The organism is Methylobacter luteus IMV-B-3098 (assembly GCF_000427625.1).
Classification (GTDB): domain Bacteria; phylum Pseudomonadota; class Gammaproteobacteria; order Methylococcales; family Methylomonadaceae; genus Methylobacter; species Methylobacter luteus.
On sequence record NZ_KE386569.1, the window covers coordinates 4,095,628 to 4,110,390 of the forward strand.

At 56.0% G+C, this 14,763-nt stretch carries 18 protein-coding genes; 12 read left to right on the forward strand and 6 right to left on the reverse strand.

Annotated features, from left to right (window positions below):
• Positions 1-99 precede the first annotated feature (99 nt).
• The 11 genes from METLU_RS0121440 (at position 100) to METLU_RS0121495 (ending at position 8,462) form a co-directional block, all read left to right on the forward strand.
• On the forward strand, positions 100-723 hold the full coding sequence (locus METLU_RS0121440; protein WP_027160002.1) for a DUF1287 domain-containing protein: 624 nt from the start codon (positions 100-102) through the stop codon (positions 721-723).
• A 142-nt stretch (positions 724-865) separates the two neighbouring features.
• Entirely contained in the window at positions 866-1,459 is a 594-nt protein-coding gene (locus METLU_RS0121445; protein ID WP_027160003.1) for a nucleotidyltransferase family protein, read from the forward strand.
• On the forward strand, positions 1,456-2,253 hold the full coding sequence (locus tag METLU_RS0121450; protein WP_027160004.1) for an XdhC family protein: 798 nt from the start codon (positions 1,456-1,458) through the stop codon (positions 2,251-2,253). Before METLU_RS0121445 ends, METLU_RS0121450 begins: the two co-directional genes overlap by 4 nt.
• A gap of 138 nt (positions 2,254-2,391) precedes the next feature.
• Positions 2,392-2,859 (forward strand): (2Fe-2S)-binding protein, encoded by a 468-nt coding sequence (locus METLU_RS0121455; RefSeq protein WP_027160005.1) that lies wholly within the window; start codon positions 2,392-2,394, stop codon positions 2,857-2,859.
• Positions 2,856-5,216, forward strand: coding sequence for a xanthine dehydrogenase family protein molybdopterin-binding subunit (locus METLU_RS0121460; RefSeq protein ID WP_027160006.1), 2,361 nt, complete (start codon positions 2,856-2,858; stop codon positions 5,214-5,216). The genes METLU_RS0121455 and METLU_RS0121460 overlap by 4 nt, the downstream gene beginning before the upstream one ends.
• A gap of 231 nt (positions 5,217-5,447) precedes the next feature.
• Positions 5,448-5,831 carry a bacteriohemerythrin gene (locus METLU_RS0121465; RefSeq protein WP_027160007.1) on the forward strand — a complete coding sequence of 128 codons (384 nt, stop codon included), beginning with the start codon at positions 5,448-5,450 and terminating at the stop codon, positions 5,829-5,831.
• Between the two features lie 28 nt (positions 5,832-5,859).
• Positions 5,860-6,444, forward strand: a complete 585-nt coding sequence (locus tag METLU_RS0121470) for an alpha-ketoglutarate-dependent dioxygenase AlkB family protein (protein ID WP_027160008.1) — start codon at positions 5,860-5,862, stop codon at positions 6,442-6,444.
• A 298-nt stretch (positions 6,445-6,742) separates the two neighbouring features.
• The gene (locus tag METLU_RS0121480) at positions 6,743-7,096 is read left to right on the forward strand and encodes a hypothetical protein (protein ID WP_027160009.1); all 354 of its coding nucleotides are present in this window, start codon (positions 6,743-6,745) and stop codon (positions 7,094-7,096) included.
• A 90-nt stretch (positions 7,097-7,186) separates the two neighbouring features.
• Positions 7,187-7,360, forward strand: coding sequence for a PCP reductase family protein (locus tag METLU_RS0121485; protein ID WP_027160010.1), 174 nt, complete (start codon positions 7,187-7,189; stop codon positions 7,358-7,360).
• Between the two features lie 14 nt (positions 7,361-7,374).
• Positions 7,375-8,001: a glutathione S-transferase family protein gene (locus tag METLU_RS0121490; RefSeq protein ID WP_027160011.1), complete on the forward strand. Its 627-nt coding sequence runs from the start codon at positions 7,375-7,377 to the stop codon at positions 7,999-8,001.
• A 104-nt stretch (positions 8,002-8,105) separates the two neighbouring features.
• Positions 8,106-8,462, forward strand: coding sequence for a hypothetical protein (locus METLU_RS0121495; RefSeq protein ID WP_027160012.1), 357 nt, complete (start codon positions 8,106-8,108; stop codon positions 8,460-8,462).
• On the opposite strand, the gene METLU_RS0121500 is transcribed toward METLU_RS0121495, so the two are convergent.
• The 6 genes from METLU_RS0121500 to METLU_RS0121525 form a co-directional block, all read right to left on the reverse strand.
• Complete coding sequence (locus METLU_RS0121500) at positions 8,439-9,200, reverse strand: 4Fe4S-binding leucine-rich repeat protein (protein WP_027160013.1); 762 nt, start codon at positions 9,198-9,200, stop codon at positions 8,439-8,441. The genes METLU_RS0121495 and METLU_RS0121500 overlap by 24 nt on opposite strands.
• A 2-nt stretch (positions 9,201-9,202) precedes the next feature.
• Positions 9,203-9,757 carry a flavodoxin gene (locus METLU_RS0121505; protein ID WP_027160014.1) on the reverse strand — a complete coding sequence of 185 codons (555 nt, stop codon included), beginning with the start codon at positions 9,755-9,757 and terminating at the stop codon, positions 9,203-9,205.
• Between the two features lie 356 nt (positions 9,758-10,113).
• Complete coding sequence (locus METLU_RS27555; protein WP_231383672.1) at positions 10,114-10,578, reverse strand: amine oxidase; 465 nt, start codon at positions 10,576-10,578, stop codon at positions 10,114-10,116.
• Between the two features lie 13 nt (positions 10,579-10,591).
• A complete protein-coding gene (locus tag METLU_RS0121515) occupies positions 10,592-11,689 on the reverse strand; it encodes a flavin monoamine oxidase family protein (protein ID WP_027160016.1) in 1,098 nt (365 codons plus the stop codon).
• A 5-nt stretch (positions 11,690-11,694) separates the two neighbouring features.
• Positions 11,695-12,642, reverse strand: coding sequence for a hypothetical protein (locus METLU_RS0121520; RefSeq protein ID WP_027160017.1), 948 nt, complete (start codon positions 12,640-12,642; stop codon positions 11,695-11,697).
• A 189-nt stretch (positions 12,643-12,831) separates the two neighbouring features.
• Positions 12,832-13,185, reverse strand: coding sequence for a hypothetical protein (locus METLU_RS0121525; protein ID WP_155920661.1), 354 nt, complete (start codon positions 13,183-13,185; stop codon positions 12,832-12,834).
• A gap of 106 nt (positions 13,186-13,291) precedes the next feature.
• Between METLU_RS0121525 and trfA the strand changes: the two genes are divergently transcribed.
• On the forward strand, positions 13,292-14,203 hold the full coding sequence (gene trfA, locus METLU_RS0121535) for a plasmid replication initiator TrfA (RefSeq protein WP_027160019.1): 912 nt from the start codon (positions 13,292-13,294) through the stop codon (positions 14,201-14,203).
• The last annotated feature ends 560 nt before the right edge of the window (positions 14,204-14,763 follow it).

The window sequence follows — 14,763 nt, forward strand, 5'->3', positions numbered from 1 at the left end:
CGGCGGCCAGTTGAGTATGAAATATGCAGCGCATTATATTGGCGATTATTAATCATTTATACGGACGCACCGGTCCATTTAATTACTGTTATGTTAACTATGAAACGTATTGCGAAATTTGTTCTTATAGCGTTGTGCGGGCCGGCCAGCGTCTTTGCTGACGTTGCGCCGGGCCGGCTTGTGGCCGCTGCAATCGAGAGAACCGCGCACAAAGTAATTTATGACGGCAGGTACTATCGAATCCCGTATCCCGGCGGCGATGTTCCCGAGGGGACTGGCGTTTGCACCGATGTAGTAATCCGGAGCTATCGCGCGCTGGGGATTGATCTGCAGGTTCTCGTGCATCAAGACATGGCCGCGAATTTCAGCGCCTACCCTTCAAAAAGAATATGGGGTTTAACTCGGCCAGACCCCAACATTGATCACCGCCGGGTTCCGAATCTGCAGGTATTTTTCAAGCGCCATGGACAAACATTGGCTGTATCTGACCGGGCGGAGGCTTATAAGCCAGGGGATGTCGTTACCTGGATGCTTCCGGGCAATTTGCCACATATAGGGATCGTTACTGATGAAATCGCCCCGGCCACAAAGCGCCATCTTGTCGTACACAATATCGGGCAGGGGCCTCGGTTAGAGGACGTTTTGTTTGCCTATCCGGTGACTGGACACTATCGATACTTGCCGGGTAAATATGAGCACTCACTACAGGCGGGTCAGCCCTGACGGGACGCTGCCCGAGTTCATAGGTTGCTAATCAGGCGAGGGTAATGTTAGGCTTGCCGGACCCAATTTACCTGAACCGCCAAAACGATGAATATCCCTACATGGGGCCTGCGCCCCCTCATCCAGAGTTGCATTTAAGTTAATGAACCCGATTGTCGGCATACTGCTGGCCGCTGGAGCCAGCCGGCGCTTCGGCGCCGACAAACTTTCCCATATTTTGCCTGATGGCGACCTGGTGGCGGTGCGTGCCTGCCGCGCCTTGTTAGCCGGCACCGATGCGGTGCTGGCGGTTGTACGTCCCGGCAGCGGGGAGCTGGCTGCCCAGTTGCAGGCCGAAGGTGCGGAAGTCCGGATCTGCGCCGATGCCGAGCAAGGCATGGGCACGAGCCTTGCCTTCGGCGTTCGCGCGTGTCCCGAAGCCGCTGGCTGGCTGGTCGCGCTGGCGGACATGCCGTGGATAGCGCCCGCGACCATCCGCCAGGTGGCCGATGCGCTGCGCTCGGGCTCACTCATTGCCGCGCCATGCTGGCAAGGCCAACGCGGGCATCCGGTAGGCTTTTCATACGTTTTGGGCCCGAACCTGACCGCGCTGAACGGCGATGCCGGCGCGAAAGCGGTGATTCAGGCCCATATTGAACAGCTCCGTCTTGTTGACTGCGATGATCCGGGCGTGCTTCGGGACATTGACACGCAGCAAGATTTGGACATCCTGGCAAAAATTAGAAAACCCTCGTGATTCGGAACATTCTCAACCTCCAGCTGGAACTGCACGAAGCGCGTCGCCCCTATGTGCTGGCTACCGTGATTGAAATACTGGGCTCATCCTCGGCCAAGCCATCGGCCAAGGCGCTGATCGACCCATCGGGCAAGGTGATTGCCGGTTGGGTCGGCGGCGGTTGTGCGCAGTCCATGGTGTCCCGGACGGCGCTTGAGTGCCTTGATACAGGAGAACCCCGCGTGATCGAAATTGACCTGAATGACGAAATTTTCGGCGCGGGCATGCCGTGCGGCGGCAGCATGCGGGTGTACGTCGAACCGATCCTGCCTAAACCGCTGCTCTGGCTGATGGGCCACGGGCGCATCGTTGAAAGCCTTTGCGAATTCGCCCACCGGTTAGGCTTCGAAGTGGTCGTCAACGATCCGCAGGCCGCGGCGGAACGCTTTCCCGCCGCCCTCCGCGTGGTCAGCGACGACAGCCGCTATCAACAATTGCAGCCGCAGGCGGGCGATTTCGTGGTCATCGCCACGCATCACAAGGGCGACTACGACTCCCTCACGCGCGCGCTGCAATCCGAAGCCTTGTATATCGCGCTGGTTTCCAGCCGCAAACGGGCGAAATTGGTACTGGAGCGATTGCGTCAGGAGAGTGTGCCCGAGACCCGCCTCACCAGGGTACGGGCGCCCGCCGGCCTGGACCTGGGCGCGAAACTGCCGGAAGAGATCGCCTTGTCGATCGTCAGCGAAATGGTACTGGTGAGACGGGGAGGCCGCGGCGAATCATTGAGTAAAACATTACCGGCGGCGGACTAGAAGCGGGCTCGACCCCGTCGCGAAACGCCGGTTTAGCGCCTTTACCGACCGATGAAGCCTGTGTAGAATTCCGGCCAATACGCCGCCGATGCTACGCGGGCGCCTTGTATTCCTAACGACTCGAGGGAGAACTACCCTATGACCACGCTCAACATCAACGGCAAGCCTCATCAGATCGACCTGCCGGCGGATACCCCCTTGCTTTGGGCCTTGCGCGACAATCTGGGCCTGACCGGAACCAAATTCGGCTGCGGCATGGCTTTGTGCGGCGCCTGCACGGTGCACCTCGACGGGGAACCGGTACGTGCCTGCATAACGCCCGTCTCGGCCGCCACAGGCAAGAAAATTGTCACGATCGAAGCCATCGACCAGGATCCGACGGGGAAGAAAGTCCAGCAAGCCTGGCTGGCGATGGGCGTGCCGCAATGCGGCTATTGCCAGTCCGGCCAGGTAATGGCCGCCACGGCGCTGCTCAAGCAAAAACCCAAACCCACCGATGCCGATATCGATGCGGCCATGAGCGGCAATATCTGCCGGTGCGGCACCTATCCCCGCATACGCGCCGCCATCAAACAGGCTGCCGGAATAACGGAGGTCAAGCCATGAAAAAATCACCGGATCGTCCCGAATTAAATATCGGCCTGCGTGATAGCCCCGACGACGGCCTGCACATCGCCAACATCAGCCGGCGCGCCTTTCTCAAGGATATGGCGCTGACCGGATTCGTGCTGGCGGCCGGATTTCCCTCGCTGATCCGGGCGGAGGAAACCGCTCCGCATACAGACGAGGCGAAGTATGGCGCCGACGCCATGCCGCACGGCTGGGTGGACAACCCGCTGGTGTTCGTCGCGATAGCGGACGATGGCGCAGTCACCATCGTTTGCCACCGTTCGGAAATGGGGCAGGGCATACGCACCAGCCTGCCCATGGTCGTGGCCGACGAACTCGAAGCCGACTGGCGGCGGGTGCGCGTCGAGCAGGCGCTCGGCGACGAAAAACGCTACGGCAATCAGGATACCGACGGCTCCCGCAGCATGCGCCATTTCTTCCTGCCCATGCGCCGAGTCGGCGCGGCGGCCCGTGCCATGCTGGAAGCGGCGGCGGCCGCCCAATGGCAGGTGCCGATCAAGGAAGTCCGCGCCGAGCAGCATCAGGTCCGCCATTCCGCCTCCGGCAGAACACTCGGCTACGGTCAATTGGCCAAGGCCGCGGCAGAACTGCCGGTGCCTGAACGTGAAACCCTGCGCCTGAAGCAACCGGCGGAGTTCCGCTACATCGGCAAGGGCCAGGTCGGACTCTATGACGGACAGGATATGGTCAGCGGCCGGGGGCAGTACGGCATTGATATCCGCCTCGAGGGCATGCTGTATGCCGTGATGGCGCGTCCTCCCGTGTTCGGCGGCAAGGCCTTGAGTTACGATGCCGGCGATGCCCTCAAGGTGCCGGGCGTGGTACGTATAGTCGAGCTCAAAGGCAGTCCGCCGCCTGCCGAGTATAACCCGCTCGGCGGTATCGCCGTGATTGCCCGCAATACCTGGGCCGCGATTCAGGGGCGCAAGGCGCTCAAGATCGAATGGGACAAAGGACCTCATGGCGGCTATGATTCTGAAGCTTACAAAACCGAGCTCGAGGCCGCCGCGCGCAAACCGGGCAAAGTGATGCGCAATGACGGCGATATTGAGGCCGGGTTGAAAGGCGCGGCCAAACGGGTGGAAGCCGAATATTACCTTCCGCATCTTGCCCAGGCGCCGATGGAACCGCCGGCGGCGACGGCGCGTATCGTGGACGGGCAGTGTGAAATCTGGGCCTGCACGCAGGCCCCTCAGGTAGCCCGTGACCGTGTGGCCAAATGGCTCAAACTGCCGGAGGACAAGGTCACGGTACACGTCACCCTGCTGGGCGGCGGTTTCGGGCGCAAATCCAAACCCGACTACGTTATTGAGGCGGCGCTGTTGTCGAAAGCCATGAACGGCCAGCCTGTCAAGGTGACCTGGACCCGTGAGGACGACCTGCATCATGCTTATTTTCATACCGTTTCAGTCGAGCGGCTGGAGGCGGGGCTGGATGCTCAGGACAAGCCCGTGGCCTGGCTGCACAGAACGGTCGCCCCCACCATTTCCTCTATTTTTGCCGACGGCAGCAAGCACCAGATGACGGCCGAACTCGGCATGGGCGTCATCAATGTCCCTTTCGCGATACCGAATCTGCGGATCGAAAATCCGGAGGCCGAGGCGCATACGCGCATCGGCTGGTTTCGTTCGGTGTCCAATATTCCGCATGCCTTTGCCGTCCAATCCTTCGTTGCTGAACTGGCTGCGACGGCGGGGCGCGATCCCAAGGATTTTCTGCTGGACTTGATAGGCCCGCCGCGCCGCATCGATCCGCGTATCCTTGAGGATACCTGGAATCAGGGCGAATCCCCCCAATTGTATCCGGTGGACACTGGACGACTGCGCCGCGTGACCGAAACCGCCGCGCGCGAGGCCGGCTGGGGACGCACACTGCCCAAGGGCAGGGGACTGGGCATCGCCGCCCATTACAGCTTCGTCACTTATGTCGCGGCCGTGGTGGAAGTCGCTGTCGGCGAGGACGGCGGACTGAGCATACCCCGGATCGACGTGGCCGTGGATTGCGGTCCCCAGGTCAATCCGGAGCGGATCCGCTCACAGATCGAGGGCGCCTGCATCATGGGCGTCAGCCTGGCCACGCTGGGAGAAATCAGCTTCAAGGATGGTGCGGTGATGCAGGATAACTTTGATACTTACCAGCTCACCCGGATGGATGATGCGCCTCGTGAAATTCGGGTCCACCTGCTGCCGGCTGCCGACTTCGATACGCCGCTCGGCGGAGTGGGCGAGCCGGGCGTGCCGCCCATTGCGCCGGCATTGTGCAACGCGATTTTTGCCGCGACCGGCCAGCGCATCCGCCAGCTGCCCATCCGGGATCAGCTGAGGAAGGACTGACCACTTTTCAGCGTCCGCAGCAAACGTCAATCACCATCCAAAAATTTACCCCTGGCAACAGCGAAAATTTTCATGGCTGAAGCATAAAGTATTATGCTTCAGTTGCCTTTTTTCGCTGTTTGCACCGGTACCTGCCATAAACGATGCCCGCAGCTCTAAAGTTGGCATAAACCCTGCTTTCCTGAAACAGGAACAATCCCTTGAATTTTGGAAAGCGAAGGTAAGTGTAGTATGGCATTGATCAAAAAAGACGGTTCTATCCGGGTTGGCCATGATCCGATTGATCATGATCATGATGAATTCTTCATCCTGCTCAATCGGCTGGATGCCGCCGACCATAGCGATTTCCCGGCCTTGTTTCAGCAATTGTTCGAACATACTGAGCAGCATTTTGATCGGGAGAATCAGCTCATGGAACAATGGGCTTTTCCGGCGGAGACCGAGCACAAAGGGGAGCACCAGCGTGTGCTGGGCGAATTCAAGCAATTCAAAAAGCGGGTCGATAAAGGCATGATCGCCTTCGGACGCTCGTTTGTCAGGGAGCGCCTGCCGCAATGGTTCGAACTGCATGTCACGACCATGGACAGCGCGCTTGCCGCGCACATTAAACTATAGCCTCAAGCGTGATCAAGGATATGAACGGGTGAGCCTTTTTTCCTGCACCGAACTTGAGGTTGTTGAAGGCTTTTACGATGCCGCCGAGAGCGAACGACTCTATCAACGCCTGCTGCAAGAACAAAATTGGCCGGATAATCGCTATACGGTCGCCGGACGGCAGTTTATCCTGCCCAGACTACAGACCTGGCATGCCGATCCGGGCATTTTCTACAGCTACAGCAACAACCTGCTACAGACCCGGCCATGGACGCCTTTGTTATCCGAGCTCAAGGCAAAAGTCGAGGCTTTGTTGAATTACCGCTTCAATTCGGTTTTGGTTAATCTGTACCGAAATGGCGAGGATTATGTCGGCTGGCATGCGGATGATGAGCCGGAACTGGGCAATTCCCCCTTTATCGCCTCATTGACCTTCGGCGCGGAACGGCAATTCGCTTTCCGGCGTAAACAGTCCTCCGAACAGGGCCAGCTGTTACTGCGCAGCGGCACATTACTGGTCATGCAGCCTGATTTCCAGCATCATTGGCTGCACAGTGTGCCCATTGAGAATGGCGTAACCCGGGGGCGGATCAACCTGACCTTCCGTAAAGTTATTTCACCGGCAAACTCATAGAATATTTTGCATCCGTTGCCGTTGGTAGCATTTGCGACAATTAACAGCCGCGTTGACCATGGGATGCATGAAACACAACAAATTGGCCTGCCGAATCACCCGGCCTGATTTAGCGGTTATTCGGGCAAAGTTTCCGCCAAGCCGGGGCTTAACGGGTTTTTTGATTCATTTCCCACAGGCGCATCGGCCGCTGCAACGACTGGCATTCTGTTTGCTTTGCACTGATTACCATGAATGAAAACCGTACTATGAAAACCTGGCTCGACCGGCCATCCGATAAAAAGGCGAAGGTGTCGCCATGACGACAGATCACGTCGCCCGCTGGCTGCAGGACAACCCGCTGTCGGCCAGTCATGTCGATTGCGCCACCACGGTAATGCTCAAAATCCTCGATGGCAAATGCAAGATGAAGGCAGAGGAAAAGGTCATCATGACGCTGCTCTATGACCAGGTGAAAACCCGTCGCGGCGAACAGCTGGGGGATGAGATGCATCAGTTGATCGCCAACGCCCGCGATCATCTCGATGATGAAATCAAAAACGTTATCTACGAAAAACGCGTGCTGGCGGAGACCATGATTTCCCGTCCTGTCATGAAGGGTTTCAAAGCGATGATCCGGCAACGGGGGCTGATCGAGGATGGAAAAATATAGAGGGGATCACCCTAAAAAATACAAGCGCGCTTTTTACCTGACCACCCGGCGTCGCATGACCCTATTGATACATCTACCAAGGAGAATCACATGAACAACGAATCGCTGTCCTGGGATGAAGAGGCGCTCAAGCGCCTGGAAAAAATTCCTGCCTTCGTTCGCGCCATGGCCAAGAACAAAATCGAGCAGGCCGCGAAAGCAGCCGGTGAAAACAAGGTCACCGTCGAATTCATGGATGCCAATAAAGCAAAATTGATGGGCTAGGTGACATGCCGAACATGAAATTCTATATGACGCCCGGTTCCTGTTCCACAGGCATACACATTCTGCTGGAAGAACTGGAACTCATCTTCGAGGCTTATATCGTCAACCTGCCGGCCGGTGATCAATTCAAACCGGACTACGTGGCCATCAATCCCAAATCCACCATTCCGACTCTGATCAAACCCGACGGCACAGCCATCACCGAATTCTGCGCCATCGCCTACTGGCTGGCGCGCAGTTATCCCAGGGCCAGACTCATGCCTGGCGATGTGGACGGCGATACAGGGGTGCTCGAAACCATGAGTTACGTCGTCAGCACCCTTCACATGCAGGGCTTTACCCGCATTTTCACCACCGACCACTACGCCTTTAACGAAAGCGACAGGGAACGGGTCAAGGCGCAGGGTGAAACCATCGTCAAAAAGGGTTTTGCCGTCATCAATAAACAGTTGGCCGGCCAAACCTACATAGCCGGCGAATTTTCCATTGCCGACACGGCACTCTTTTATTGCGAATTCTGGGCGGCGCGCATCGGCATCACTCTGCCGGAGCACTGCCTGGCTCATTATCGGCGCATGCTGAAACGGCCGGCGGTCAGACAGGTATTAATGGAGGAAGGTTATTCATCCTTGTATCAATAGCGCCCAGGCGGCTCAATAGTTCAACTTGTTGCTCGTAACGGTTTCCGGCCGACCGCCGTGAGAAAATCCCGGGTTTGCTTTCAACTCGACTATTGGAATGAATCATGAAACAAACGATAAAAAATATCTGGAGTCTGGATAAGGACCCCTCCATCAAAACCCTCCTCATCATGCTGCAGCATGAAGTCGGCCCGAACGGATTTATGTTGCTGGATGAAAGCCTCCTGAATATAAAGGCGGTACGCATCATATATCCGCCCACGCAGCGGAAACTATCCGCGTACGTCTACAGCTACGCCCAACGCGAAGCGCGTTACGGCCTTGACCTGGAATTCCCCTATCTTATTGAAACCCGCGCCGATGATCAGACCATCAGCCTCAACGATCTGACGGCCGAAGATGTCCTGAAAAAAGTGATCGAGCATCTGGAGATCAGGCTACCTGTCTCTCGCCAGATTTAATGTTCTCCAGCGCTGCCGGGCGGCGAGGCGGACTTCTTCTTCGCTATCGTCCAGCATTTGTTGCAGCAAATCCGGTTTTGCCCGTAGCGCCACATCGTATCGCACCATCCAGTCATTGTCTTTGCTCATCATCCCCAAATCGTCAACATCCATGCGTTGGGCGACGATGCGGCGGATGCCGGCTTCTGCGTCATAGGCCATCAACCCCAGGCTGACACAAGGGATACGCCCTGCCACCGTACGCCGCACCTCATTATCAGGGTCGGCCGCCAGGCGGAATAACCGACCTTCCGGCAGGCGCCTGGCGACATAGACGCGTACCAGATAATCCGGATCCCCGGCCATCAGTTCCACTTGGTGCTCCGGCAACCGGTCAGTCACGGTTATTCTGACCTCCCTGTCCGTGTCGTTGCGCAACTCCAGCAACCACTCTTGCGGCACCCGGTAAGCCAATACGCGCCGCACTGCTTCGTCAGGATCGGTCAGCAAAGGCCGTAAATGATGGGCCGGTAAATAACGGGCGGCGATAGCGCGCCGTTCCCAAAAACTGTCCTGCGTGTAATCGGCGGCGTATTCCGGATGGGCGCGGAAAAACCGGTCGATTTGCCGGCCGCTTTCCGCCACCACACAGCAATCACCGGGTTTGCAACCGCCGGCCGCCAGTAGCGTGTCGCGGTAGTGGCATTGGCTGCAGTCGGCCAGCGGGGTTAAATCATCTTCGAGCCCGGCTTGCCGCATCGTTAGGCCGACTCCGTCAAAGCTGGCAGCAACTGCGGGGTGATTTGCGCCAGCCAGGCCTTGACCCGCTCCTCGGTCAAGTACGGCTGCGTGCGCTGATCCAGCACCAGGCCGACAAACTGGTTATCGATGATCGCATCGGAGTGTTCGAACTGATAACCCTCGGTGCTCCAGGGACCGATGATGTCGGCGCCGTAACCGTAAAACACCCGATAAAGCTGGATCAGTGAACTGGCGAAGCGCGAGGCGTAACGTTCCTGATTGCCCAGCCCGAACAGGGCCACCCGTTTACCGGACAGATCGACATCATCCAGACAAGGCACGAACTCTTGCCAATTGGGTTCCTGGCAACCGACCGCCAGTCCCGGCAAATCACCGACGCCGTAACTCGGCGTGCCGAGTATCAACGCGTCGTACTGCAACAATTCGGCCAGACTGGTACGGTTGATGTTTTTGGGCTTGTCGGCCAGTTCCTCGCCCAATAGGCTAAAAATCTTTTTAGCCACCAAGCGGGTGCTGCCGGTATCGGTTCCGAAAAAAATGCCGATTTTGCTCATAAATTACCTGTATTAAAGATTGCGGGACAAGACGGCATTGCCGTTAATGCAGAACAAGCAAATTTCGCTCCAGCTTTAGGCAGTCTATTTTTATATTGAATATTAGTAAGATAGCTTGCCCGTACAGAGGCCCGGTTCCAGCCGGATGCAGACACCGCGACAATTACGGCATCAACTGTGGGCTTTGCGACATGGGCGCGGGGAATAGGTTTAATAGGCAGGCCGGCTGGAGCTTCAGCGGAAACCCGGCTTGGACGGCTCCGAAATGCCGGGTTTAACAACACACCAGCCTACGCTTGCCTAATTTTGTAGCAGGTGCGAATTTACTTGTGCCCCAGAGGGGGTATTCGCATGGGCTACCGGCCTTCCAGAAAATAAGCATTGGCACTCAGGGCAAAGTCTTGCCAAAGCCCGGCGATGTCCCGCTTCACCTCGTTAACGTAAATTTTGTCCGGCTTGTGTTCGTCGGGGAAATTGGATAAGGCGCAGGAGGTGCGATGTTTATCGACGACAACCAGTAAAAAATCGTCGACGAAGCCGTCAAAAGCCGCCAGCGCTTGCCGGGTTAAATCCGATAATCCTTGATGGACCGGCGTCTCGCTGCTATCGAACGGCAGCGTCTGCAATTGCGCCAGGGCGTCATCGTAAGCCTGCTCCAAAACGGCCAGCACGTTGCGCTGAAAACAGCCGTCCCACTGTTGCCGGGAAAGATCCTGGGCGAGCGATTGCTCGTATCGTTTTTTCAGCGCGTTTTTTTGTTCGGCGACATATTGCCTGAACCGGGCGAGACAGTCGGCGTTTTTCTGTGTGTTAGTCATCATGGATGTCCTCGGCTTAATAAAGTGTCAGTGCGGTAAAAACCCGGTCGCTTGCTTCCAGCGCGCCTTCCAGATAGCCGCCTTCCGCTTCGGCGGTTTCCGTCCCGCAAAAATAAAGCTTATCCTGCCAGTGATCCAATTGCAGCCAGGGGTGTCCGTAGCGCGGATGATCTGTCGGCGGCGTGCGATCCTGTTCGGCGGCGGTAAACGGTTCCGCACTCCAATCCTGAACGAGGACCTGAAGCGGATCTGCCGCTGCCGCACCGAACAGTCGCGCCATTTGCTGCACAATCAAGGCTTCAAGATTGTCGCGGTAGCGTTCTCTGGTAAAGGCCGGCAAGCCGAAAAAACCGAACAAGGCAGCGGAATCGCCCCGTTCCGAACAGGCATCGTAAATTTCAGCCAATACCGCTCCCGGGTAGGGCTGCAAGGCATTGCCCGAATAGCCTTGGCGACGCCAGAACGCTTCAGGATACACCAGCATAGCTTTGGCATGTCCCGCCATCCAGGTGGGTATGTCCTGCATGGCTCGGATCAGTTTCGGCGCCAGTGCCGGTTCGAATATGATGTTTTCCGCTACTAACCGGGGCGGCAGGGCCAGTACAACCTGTTTCGCCCGCAAGGACACCTGGCCATTGCCGGTATCAAAGGCCAGATCGATGTAGCTATCCCGGTCGGCCAGCTGCAGCAGGCGATGTTGCGGATGCAGGATCGAATCCGGCAGCCGCTGCAATAAGCCGGCTATCAACTGATGGCAGCCGCCTTTGATGCGCCGCGCGCTATCGTGTGTCCGGGTATCGATATACCGTGTCGGCGCCGAGCGGGCGTCAATCTGATACAGGCTATGGCCGCTATCCCACTGACGAAAAAATCCCAATCCCAACCGTTCCGCCAACGCCGTGATGCGCGGTTGGTGATCGGGCCATACCCAGGTTGGCCCCAGATCGACCGCAAAAGCTGAAGCCGTGGACCCGGAGATAACCGAACGGGACAGGATTCTGCCGCCGTAACGGTTGCGCGCCTCGAACACGGCGATATGACGGTTGTCTTCAAGCAGGCGATCAGCCAGGGATAGACCTGAGAGCCCGGCGCCGATAATCGCGATGTCCAGCATACGCTTTAAAGTTCCCGGGCCATCCGGCAGCGCAGCGAATTGCTTTGCCAGCGCGGCAATGCCGGTGCTTCGGTTAACGATGTCGGCATGATCAGTTTTTTGCGGAAAATATCCCAGACTCCGTCAAAACGCTGCTGAACGCGAATGCTCCAGCCCCAGACTATCGGTAAATGCACCGGCACCCAGATATGCCGATCAGGATCGTCGGGGTGGGCGTTTTGCATGAAATACCAGGTGTATTTCTCCAGAACACTGACGGAAACGACGGGGTTATTTCTGACTTCGGCCAAAATCGCCTGACTCACGACAGTGCTAAAGCCGAACCGTTGCTTGCCACCTTGCGCCTGAAAGGGGCACATCGGCTTGACTGCTGAGTTATCGTCTGAATCGTTCAGGTATAAAACGGGATCGCGGCCTGCTGTTTCGGTGTCGAGCAAAACCAGGGATTCACCGTCCGCAAACTGTACAGTACGCGACGAATCCACCAACTGCACCAGGCCGAGTTGACTGGCGAAAGCTTCGGTCGTCCATTCCAGCTCGAACCAGGGAGAAATAGTCAGGACCGGCCGGTTATCCAATAAGCGCACCTCCGGCGCTTCCAGTCCTGCATCGATTAGCGTTAACCGGTTGTCATGCGTTGTTCGCTGTCCTTCCGGATCGATGTGCAGACAACGACGTATGACCGGGCTGAGCAAATCCGTATCCCAAACGAAGCATTGCGGCGGCTGAGCGCTTAAATCAACGGGTTCTATTGCTGCCGAATCGACGCTCAGCCGGTAAGCGCCGACGACGCCGGTTTGCTGATAGTGATTGACATCGTTAACGTGATTCAAATATTCCGTCAAAGCCGAATCCGGCCAGATCATGTCATAGCGGCAACCCGGATGGATTGCGGCCTGGTCGGGCATCGTTCTGGAGCGAGCGGGAAAATGAAGCGTGACAAGGTTATTCATGGCTAGGAAGTTGTGGCTGTGTCCCTGGTTCGGTTATCGGATGGCATTCATCAAAAGACATTCAATAATGAGGCCAACCTGGAAACGAACCCGTTTCGATGCGCTATCGCCTGTGTTAAGCCAGGCGCCGATACCGCTGCGGCAATTTCTTGCAGGCGATTGACTGCAAAAACCTAGTCCTGAACAATGTCATAAAGCTGACAAATCACCGGGTTTTGCAACACTCAGCCATCTGATAGACGTCGTTTTTGCAGCGATTGCCTTAACGGTGGGCTTCCTGTTTCCTGACGGGCCGGCATCGATAAATAGTTGCCCGCGCATAGCCGCTATGGATAACGCCATGACATGCGGAAAACCATGCGCTTGTAATTTCAGCTCTATGACGGAAATGGCAAGCCGCTTTTGACGTTCGATGGGATATTTGTCATCTACCTGTTGCCTCCGTCCTAGCGCAAGCTGTACGATATGGAAAATGCCGATTATCGCTTGGTGATCGAAATTCAAGTCGTTGACAATCAAATGTATCAAGCTGTAGTCGATCAATTTCAACCCTGGATAGCAAGCTTATGGAGAAGGCGAGAGCAGGGTTGGCTAATGCCAACGCGCTATCCCTCACCGGCCTGAAGGCGGTGTTTCTCGCACAAAACTGATGAAACATGCTAAAAATCTGGGCGAAAACCTGGTTAACGACGAGGGCACCGGCCAAGTCGATAAATTGCAAAGAAACGCCTATCTGAGCAGCAAAGGCCTTAAGCCTAATTCACGGTTTCAGCTTGACTTGTTTGAGTGCGTGGCCGAGCGGGATGATTTAAGGCACATACCGAACGATTACGCGCGCAGTTCGCTTTTCACGGCACGAAATAAGCGGCAACCGCGCCGATCATTGATGCACGAAAAACTGTTTCATTACAATGAGCATATTTCCATTCTCTACACAGGCATTGAGCTGCGGGCGGAGGATGATGAAATTGTGTGGCTGCAAATACTCAAATACGGCAAATCAGTACCTTTGGGAGATCCGTTTGAGTTTTCTGTCAAGGATTTGGTCCGCGATGTGGATTGGTCAAAAAGTGGCCGTAACTACGACCGGGTACGTGAGTGCATATCACGGCTCAAGGCTAATGAAGTCTTGGCGCTAAATACCAAAGCCTATGGAAAGAGCGGGGCAATCTCGCTGATCCAGAATTACACCTCCGTCAACGACTCCGAAGGAAAACCCTCGCAATACCGCGTCTGGATTGATCCGAACCTGATCCTGTTGTTTGCCGGTAACACGTTCACCAACCATAATTGGGAAAATTATCGCAAATTATCGCCAGTCGCCCGCCGCTTGGCGGACTATGTCGAAAGCCACAAGCACCCGTTTCCGCTGTCGCTTGAGAAGTTCCAGCAGATGTGCGGCTCAAACGATTCCAACACAAGAAGCTGGCGGCAGACTGTTAAGAGAGCTTGTGCGGAGGTACAAGAGGCCAAAATAGCAGAAACGGCTTTTCTCTCTAAAGACGACAAGATTTGTTGTGTATCGGTAACCAATAATCACAAATCATCCGACATGCTTTGAAAACCTTTTGCTCGTGAGGATCTCGGCGATCGCCAGTCATGCAAGCTTATCCACGGATTCAACCTGAAAACACCTTAATTCGTGTCGTATGACCTACGCTATTAAAACCATAGGTCAAACGACACGCTTTGAATATCTTTTACCCGTGAAAGTCCCCGCAGTCGCTTGGCCAATCAAATTCATCCGCAGACTTAATCCGTGTCGTTTGACCTGCGGAGTATGTTGCTTGACCTGCACTGTTGTGAAAAACGCAGGTCAAACGACACGCTTTGAATACCTTTTACCCGTGAAATCTTGGCAGCCGCTCGGCCGGTTAAATTCATCCGCAGGCTTAATCTGAAAGTGCCTAATCCGTGTCGTTTGACCTGCACTGTTTTGAAAAATGCAGGTCAAACGACACGCTTTGAGGCCTTTTGTCCGTGAAAGTCTCAACAATTGCCCAGTCAGACAGACCAAACCACAGGATCACTCTGAAGAAACTTGATTCGTGTCGTTTGACCTACACTGTTGTGAAAAACGCAGGTCAAACGACACGCCTTGAACACTTTTTCCCGTAAAAA

What these genes read in the sequence shown, in the direction of transcription:
- METLU_RS0121440 (WP_027160002.1), top strand. Translation starts at nt 100, where the DNA reads ATGAAACGTATTGCGAAATTTGTTCTTATAGCGTTGTGCGGGCCGGCC.
- METLU_RS0121445 (WP_027160003.1), top strand. Translation starts at nt 866, where the DNA reads ATGAACCCGATTGTCGGCATACTGCTGGCCGCTGGAGCCAGCCGGCGC.
- METLU_RS0121455 (WP_027160005.1), top strand. Translation starts at nt 2,392, where the DNA reads ATGACCACGCTCAACATCAACGGCAAGCCTCATCAGATCGACCTGCCG.
- METLU_RS0121460 (WP_027160006.1), top strand. Translation starts at nt 2,856, where the DNA reads ATGAAAAAATCACCGGATCGTCCCGAATTAAATATCGGCCTGCGTGAT.
- METLU_RS0121465 (WP_027160007.1), top strand. Translation starts at nt 5,448, where the DNA reads ATGGCATTGATCAAAAAAGACGGTTCTATCCGGGTTGGCCATGATCCG.
- METLU_RS0121480 (WP_027160009.1), top strand. Translation starts at nt 6,743, where the DNA reads ATGACGACAGATCACGTCGCCCGCTGGCTGCAGGACAACCCGCTGTCG.
- METLU_RS0121485 (WP_027160010.1), top strand. Translation starts at nt 7,187, where the DNA reads ATGAACAACGAATCGCTGTCCTGGGATGAAGAGGCGCTCAAGCGCCTG.
- METLU_RS0121490 (WP_027160011.1), top strand. Translation starts at nt 7,375, where the DNA reads ATGAAATTCTATATGACGCCCGGTTCCTGTTCCACAGGCATACACATT.
- METLU_RS0121495 (WP_027160012.1), top strand. Translation starts at nt 8,106, where the DNA reads ATGAAACAAACGATAAAAAATATCTGGAGTCTGGATAAGGACCCCTCC.
- METLU_RS0121500 (WP_027160013.1), bottom strand. Translation starts at nt 9,200, where the DNA reads ATGCGGCAAGCCGGGCTCGAAGATGATTTAACCCCGCTGGCCGACTGC.
- METLU_RS0121505 (WP_027160014.1), bottom strand. Translation starts at nt 9,757, where the DNA reads ATGAGCAAAATCGGCATTTTTTTCGGAACCGATACCGGCAGCACCCGC.
- METLU_RS27555 (WP_231383672.1), bottom strand. Translation starts at nt 10,578, where the DNA reads ATGATGACTAACACACAGAAAAACGCCGACTGTCTCGCCCGGTTCAGG.
- METLU_RS0121515 (WP_027160016.1), bottom strand. Translation starts at nt 11,689, where the DNA reads ATGCTGGACATCGCGATTATCGGCGCCGGGCTCTCAGGTCTATCCCTG.
- METLU_RS0121520 (WP_027160017.1), bottom strand. Translation starts at nt 12,642, where the DNA reads ATGAATAACCTTGTCACGCTTCATTTTCCCGCTCGCTCCAGAACGATG.
- trfA (WP_027160019.1), top strand. Translation starts at nt 13,292, where the DNA reads ATGAAACATGCTAAAAATCTGGGCGAAAACCTGGTTAACGACGAGGGC.